Source organism: Streptomyces mexicanus (genome assembly GCF_902506575.1).
Classification (GTDB): domain Bacteria; phylum Actinomycetota; class Actinomycetes; order Streptomycetales; family Streptomycetaceae; genus Streptomyces; species Streptomyces mexicanus.
Window position 1 is genome coordinate 4,923,490 of the sequence record NZ_LR732544.1, and the last position, 5,957, is coordinate 4,929,446.

Below are 5,957 nucleotides of genomic sequence, written 5' to 3' on the forward strand. Positions count from 1 at the left end.
CCGGGCGCGGAGGGCGGGTTGTCGCCGGGGACGGTCGGCGCGCCGTCGCAGCTGCCGCCGTTGAGCTTGCAGCCGGACGGGGAGCCGGGACCGGAGCCGTTGAAGCCGAAGGAGACCGACGCGCCGGGGGCGATGCTGCCGTTCCAGCCGACGTTCTTGGCGGTCCAGTGGGTGCCGGAGTTGGTGACGGTGGCGTCCCAGGCGGAGGTGACCTTGGTGTCGGAGGGGAAGTCCCACTCCACGGTCCAGGAGCTGATGGCGGCCGAGCCGGTGTTCTTGATCGTCCACTGGCCGCCGAAGCCGGTGCCCCAGTCGCTGGTCTTGGTGAAGGTGGCGGTCGCCGTGGCCGCGTCGGCGGCGGCCTGGGCGTGGCCCGAGAGTCCGACGAGTCCGGCCAGGGGGAGCAACAGGGTCGCGAACCCTGCCGCGGCTCTGTGTGTGAAGCGCATCCGCGCCTCCTTGTCGGGGAGATTGTCAAGAGCATGACAGGTGCAGGGTGTGACTGAGCCTTCACGCCCGCGGTCCTGCGAGAGTAGAAAGGTCTGGACCAGGGGTCAAGAGGTCTGGACCAGTGTGGATCCGGCGGCGCGTCCCCGGCGTGCCTCAGTCTCTGCGTACCGGCAGCCCCGACGCGCGCCGCCCCTGCCCTCAGGCGTCCCTGACGTGCGCCGCCCCTGCCTCCGGCGTCCCCGACGCGCGCCCGCCCCCTGCGCACCCGCGGCCGGGGCGCGGCGGGGGGCCGGGGGCCGGCCCCGCACCCCCCCGCGCTGTCACTGCCGTTCGCCGCCGGGCACCCACAGTACGTCACCGGTCTCCTTGTTCGCCGTCCGCGCCAGGATGAACAGCAGGGCGGGCAGGGGGGTTGGGGGGGGGGGCGGGGGGGGGGTGCACCTCTCCCCCCGGCGTGCCAGGGCCGCCCAGGTGGACCGCTCGGCCCGGCGGACGACCGTGCACGCCTGGTGCAGCAGGGCCGCGCCGGGCGTGCCGCCGGGAAGGATGAAGGAGCGCAGCTTGTCCAGCTCGGCGTTGAACCGGTCGCAGTCCGCCTCCAGCCGGTCGATGTAGAACTGCTCGACCCTGAGCGGCGGGTACTTCGGGTCCTCCACCACCGGCGTGGACAGGTCCGCGCCCACGTCGAACAGGTCGTTCTGCACACGGACGAGGACCTTGACGACCTCCTCGTCGAGGCCGCCCAGCGCGATCGCCGTGCCGATCACCGCGTTCGCCTCGTTGGCGTCGGCGTACGCCGCGATGCGCAGGTCGGTCTTGGCGACCCGGCTCATGTCCCCGAGGGCGGTGGTGCCCTGGTCGCCGGTCCTGGTGTAGATGCGTGTCAGATTGACCATGTACCCAGCGTAGTTACGCACCGGCCCGGCGGAAGACACGTGTGCCCACCGTCACCGACAGCGCCGCGAAGCCGACGGCCACCAGGACGCCGTAGAGCACGTGCGCGCCGGCGTACGAGCCGACGTAGGCGTCGCGCACCGCGTCCACGAGGTAGCGGAACGGCACGAAGTGGGAGAGCACGTCCAGCCAGGCCGGCGCCAGGCTCATCGGCAGCATCAGGCCGGACAGCAGCATGGACGGCATCGAGACGGCATTGACCAGCGGCGCGAACTCCTGCGGGGCGTCGGCCTTCATCCCCAGCGCGTACGACAGCGAGGCCAGCGAGAGAGTGAGCAGCGCGACGAAGCCGAAGCCGATGAGCACGCCCCACAGCGGCGCCCGCAGGCCCATCACCAGTGCGGCCAGCACCAGCAGCACGGCCTGGAACAGCAGGACGGTGGCGTCCCGCAGGACGCGCCCGAGCAGCAGCGCCAGCCGGCTGACCGGGGTCACCCGCATCCGCTCCACCACCCCCTGTCCCTTCTCGATGACGATCGTGAAGCCCGCGAACAGGCCGCCGAACAGGCCGAGTTGGAGCAGCAGGCCGGGCACGAGGGTCTGCCAGGAGCTGCCCTTGCCGCCCAGGGGGAGACCGGTGAGCAGCGGGCCGAAGAAGAGCAGGTAGAGCAGCGGCGTGAGCATGCCGAAGAGCAGCGCGAAGCGGGAGCGCAGGGACTGGCGCAGGTAGCGCCCGTAGATGAGGGCGGTGTCGTGGACAAGCATGCGGGTTCCCATGGTCCTCGGTGCTAGACGGCGATGGGGGTGGCGTCGGCCGGGCGGGGGCCGCGGCCGGTGATGGCGAGGAAGGCGTCCTGCAGCGAGGCGTCGATCGAGCCGGCGTGCTCCAGCTTGAGCGCGCTCGGCGTGCCCTGCGCCACCACCACGCCCTGGTCCACCACGACCAGCCGGTCGGCGAGGGCGTCGGCCTCGTCGAGGTAGTGGGTGGTGAGGAAGACCGTGGTGCCGTGCTCGTCGCGCAGGCGGCGCACCAGGTCCCACAGGCCGGCGCGGCTGCCGGGGTCCAGGCCGGTCGTCGGCTCGTCCAGGAACAGCACGCGCGGGCGGTGGGTGAGCGCCATCGCGATGTCCAGGCGGCGGCGCCGGCCGCCGGAGAGCGCGGCGGTCTTCCGGTCGAGCAGCCCGGTCAGGCCCAGCTCGTCCGCCAGCTCCCCGGCGCGCTCGACGGCCACCGCCTTGGGGAGCCGGTACATCCGGCCCTGGGTGACCAGTTCCTCCCGCACGGTGATCTGTGCGTCCACCCCGCCCGACTGCGCGACGTAGCCGCACGCCCGGCGCACGCCGACCGGGTCCGTCCTCAGGTCGCACCCCGCGACCGTGGCGGTGCCGCCCGTGGGGGCCAGCAGGGTCGTGAGCATCCGCAGGGTGGTCGTCTTGCCGGCGCCGTTGGGGCCGAGGAAGCCGAGGATCTCCCCCTCGTGGACGGTGAGGTCGATGCCGCGCACGGCCTGGACCGGGCCGCGCTTGGTCTGGAAGGTGCGGGCCAGCCCGGCCGCGCTGATGACTGCTGCCATGACTCCCAGAAAAACAGAGTCACTGAAAACTTGCAACCACCCCAAGTTTAGGGATGCCTCAAAAATGGCCTGATCGCTCTACGATGGGGGCATGGCAGAGGGGCTCAGGGAGCGCAAGAAGCGCCAGACCAGGCAGCGCATTTCGGACATCGCCACCGGACTCTTCCTGGAACGGGGCTTCGCGGCGGTGACGATGGCGGACGTGGCCGAGGCCGCCGACGTCTCGGTCAACACCGTCTACAACTACTTCCCCGCCAAGGAGGACCTCTTCCTCGACCGCGCCGCCGGCGTCGTCGAGCGGCTCGCCCGCTGGGTGCGCGGACGCGCCGTCGGCGAGTCGGCCGCCCGGGCCGTCCTGCGCGAACTGCGCGAGGAGGTCGAGGCCGTCTCCCCGCGCGTCGGCCTGATGGAGGGCTACGGCCGCTTCATGCGCGTCGTCCACGAGGCGCCGACGCTGCGGTCCCGGCTGTGGAGCCTGCAGCAGGAGAGCCAGGACACCCTCGAGTCCGCGCTGCGCGAGGAGACGGGCGCGGCGCCGGACGACCCGCTGCCGGGGCTGATGGCGGGTCAGATCTGCTGGATCCAGCAGACGGTCTTCGTCACCATCGGCCGCGAGATGCTCAAGGGGCGCCACCCGAACGAAGTGTCCCGGGAAGTCCTCGATCTCCTCGACGACATCGAGGACCTGGTGAGCGAAAAGGTGCTCAACTACGCCGTCCGAGGCGCCGGCTGACACCTGCGGGTGTGATGTCCGTCAATTGAGACGTGACGCGCGTTACTTACCGGTCACACAGCCCCGAACGGGCGCTAGTGTCCGCCCAGGAGCCATACGTCACCAGCGGGTGAGCGCTCCCGCGGACCGAGCCCTCACAGCGGACCCGGCCCGCGCAGCCGTTCACAGCGGAGCAAGCCCGCGCAGTCGTTCGAAGGGGAGTCGTCAGTGGCACGGAAGCTCGCCGTCATCGGGGCCGGCCTCATGGGTTCCGGCATCGCCCAGGTCTCCGCGCAGGCGGGCTGGGAGGTCGTCCTGCGGGACGTCACCGACGAGGCTCTCAGGCGTGGCACCGACGGCATCAGGGCCTCGTACGACAAGTTCGTGAGCAAGGGCAAGCTCGCCGCGGACGACGCCGAGGCCGCCCTGGCCCGCATCACCGCCACCACCGACCTGGACGCGGCCGCCGACGCCGACGTCGTCGTGGAGGCCGTCTTCGAGAAGCTGGACGTCAAGCACGAGATCTTCCGCGCGCTGGACAAGCTGGTGCGCGAGGACACCGTGCTCGCCTCCAACACCTCCGCCATCCCGATCACCAAGATCGCGGCCGTGACGGAGCGCCCGGAGCGGGTCGTGGGCGTCCACTTCTTCTCGCCGGTGCCGATGATGCAGCTCGTCGAGCTGGTCCGCGGCTACAAGACCAGCGACGAAACCCTCGCCGCGGCGCGGGAGTTCGCCGAGTCCGTCGGCAAGACCTGCATCGTCGTCAACCGGGACGTGGCCGGCTTCGTCACCACCCGCCTCATCTCGGCCCTCGTGGTGGAGGCCACCAAGCTGTACGAGTCGGGCGTGGCCAGCGCCGAGGACATCGACCTGGCCTGCAAGCTGGGCTTCGGCCACGCCATGGGCCCGCTCGCCACGGCCGACCTCACCGGCGTCGACATCCTGCTGCACGCCACCAGCAACATCTACACCGAGACCCAGGACGAGAAGTTCGCCCCGCCGGAGCTGATGCGCCGGATGGTGGACGCCGGTGACATCGGGCGCAAGAGCGGGCAGGGCTTCTACAAGCACTGAGTCCGCGGACGCAACGCCCGTATCACCCTTCGGGGTGAATTCGGTATCGGTTCGCCAACAACCAGCAACCGCACCGCGGCTCACACAGTCAGACGGTGCACAGCCAACCGTCGCACGGAGCACGCCACCGCATTCACGGGGAGCGCATATGTACATCAGGGGCGACCACGCCCAGGTGGTCGTCGGGGGCCGCCTCGACGTCCGCAGCGCGGCGGACGCCCGTACGGCCCTGCACTCGGCCGTGGACGACGGCGTGGGAGACCTGGTCCTGGACCTGTCCGAACTGGACTCCTGGGACGCCACCGGGCTCGGCGTGATCATGGGCGTCCACCGGCGCGCCGGCCGCTGCGGCCGGCGCCTGGTGCTGCGCGGCGTACCGCCGCAGATGCAGCGCCTGCTGGTGGCCACCCGCCTGCACCGGATCCTCGCCATCGAGGGCGGCATCGGCGCGGAGACGCTGCCGCGCGTCTGAGCCCGGCCGCCCCGCCTGCCGGGCCACCCGCCGGGCCGGCGCGCACCGGACGACGGCCCGCCCCGCTCGTCCCACCCGGCCGGTCCCGCTCGACCGGCCGCGTCCGGTGGGTGCATCCGGTGGTCCGCGCCCGACGGTCTGCGCCCGGCCGCCTGCTGACGCGCGCTCGTCCCGGGCCCTGCGCGCGTTCCCGGTCACGGTCGCGTACGCCCGTGACCAGGGCGACCGGTGTGATGCTGCCCGACCGCGGCGAAGCGTACGACGCGCGCAATCCTCACGAGACTGTGACGTCTCGGGCGGGCCGGTACCCCGGGCTGTCGGGGATACTGTGCGAAGGTTTAGGGTTCGGTCGCCCGCTGCCTCGCAACCCTCGAGCGGGCCCGGACCAGAAGCGACAGCGTGGTGTGCGGCAAGGCCGGGAGGGTGGGCTCGGTCGCCGAGCCCGAGCACACGAGACGCTTTTGGGGGGCTTGGAACCTATGGAACCCATGGACCCGAACGACCGGGAGCCCGAGGACATGGGCCAGGACGGCGACGGCCGCACGCCGGGCCGGCGCCCGCCCAGGGAATCCCTCGCATCCGACATCGCGCCCCACGCGCCCGCACCGGCCCGCACGGTGCAGCTCGTCACGGGCGACTTCCTGCTCACCGTCAACCCCGTCGACGGCAGCGAGATCGAGGTCTGCCCGCCCGGGGAACGCCCTGGCCGGGCGCCCCGGTACACCGAGGCCGACCGCGCCGAGGCCGACCGTGCCGCCCGGCCAGGGCGTTCCCCGGG

7 protein-coding genes and 1 pseudogene are annotated in these 5,957 nt (G+C 72.0%); 4 read left to right on the forward strand and 4 right to left on the reverse strand.

Going from position 1 to position 5,957, the window contains the following annotated elements:
* The 4 genes from GV126_RS22160 to GV126_RS22175 form a co-directional block, all read right to left on the reverse strand.
* A partial coding sequence (locus GV126_RS22160) for a cellulose-binding domain-containing protein (RefSeq protein WP_201299941.1) occupies window positions 1-449 on the reverse strand: 449 nt, incomplete at its 3' end.
* A 321-nt stretch (window positions 450-770) separates the two neighbouring features.
* Window positions 771-1,346: a cob(I)yrinic acid a,c-diamide adenosyltransferase gene (locus GV126_RS22165; protein ID WP_159669620.1), complete on the reverse strand. Its 576-nt coding sequence runs from the start codon at window positions 1,344-1,346 to the stop codon at window positions 771-773.
* Between the two features lie 13 nt (window positions 1,347-1,359).
* Entirely contained in the window at window positions 1,360-2,109 is a 750-nt protein-coding gene (locus tag GV126_RS22170; RefSeq protein WP_159669623.1) for an ABC transporter permease, read from the reverse strand.
* A 23-nt stretch (window positions 2,110-2,132) separates the two neighbouring features.
* Window positions 2,133-2,918 carry an ABC transporter ATP-binding protein gene (locus tag GV126_RS22175; RefSeq protein ID WP_159669626.1) on the reverse strand — a complete coding sequence of 262 codons (786 nt, stop codon included), beginning with the start codon at window positions 2,916-2,918 and terminating at the stop codon, window positions 2,133-2,135.
* Window positions 2,919-3,009: 91 nt separating this feature from the next.
* Between GV126_RS22175 and GV126_RS22180 the strand changes: the two genes are divergently transcribed.
* The 4 genes and pseudogenes from GV126_RS22180 to GV126_RS22195 all read left to right on the forward strand — a co-directional run.
* A complete protein-coding gene (locus GV126_RS22180; protein WP_159669629.1) occupies window positions 3,010-3,651 on the forward strand; it encodes a TetR/AcrR family transcriptional regulator in 642 nt (213 codons plus the stop codon).
* Window positions 3,652-3,858: 207 nt separating this feature from the next.
* Window positions 3,859-4,707, forward strand: a complete 849-nt coding sequence (locus GV126_RS22185; protein WP_159669632.1) for a 3-hydroxyacyl-CoA dehydrogenase family protein — start codon at window positions 3,859-3,861, stop codon at window positions 4,705-4,707.
* Between the two features lie 148 nt (window positions 4,708-4,855).
* A complete protein-coding gene (locus GV126_RS22190) occupies window positions 4,856-5,179 on the forward strand; it encodes an STAS domain-containing protein (RefSeq protein ID WP_028420279.1) in 324 nt (107 codons plus the stop codon).
* A gap of 488 nt (window positions 5,180-5,667) precedes the next feature.
* A pseudogene (locus GV126_RS22195) lies at window positions 5,668-5,957 on the forward strand (ATP-binding protein); the annotation flags it as partial.

Coding starts and splice junctions, on each gene's coding strand:
- GV126_RS22165 (WP_159669620.1), bottom strand. CDS start 1,346: ATGGTCAATCTGACACGCATCTACACCAGGACCGGCGACCAGGGCACC.
- GV126_RS22170 (WP_159669623.1), bottom strand. CDS start 2,109: ATGCTTGTCCACGACACCGCCCTCATCTACGGGCGCTACCTGCGCCAG.
- GV126_RS22175 (WP_159669626.1), bottom strand. CDS start 2,918: ATGGCAGCAGTCATCAGCGCGGCCGGGCTGGCCCGCACCTTCCAGACC.
- GV126_RS22180 (WP_159669629.1), top strand. CDS start 3,010: ATGGCAGAGGGGCTCAGGGAGCGCAAGAAGCGCCAGACCAGGCAGCGC.
- GV126_RS22190 (WP_028420279.1), top strand. CDS start 4,856: ATGTACATCAGGGGCGACCACGCCCAGGTGGTCGTCGGGGGCCGCCTC.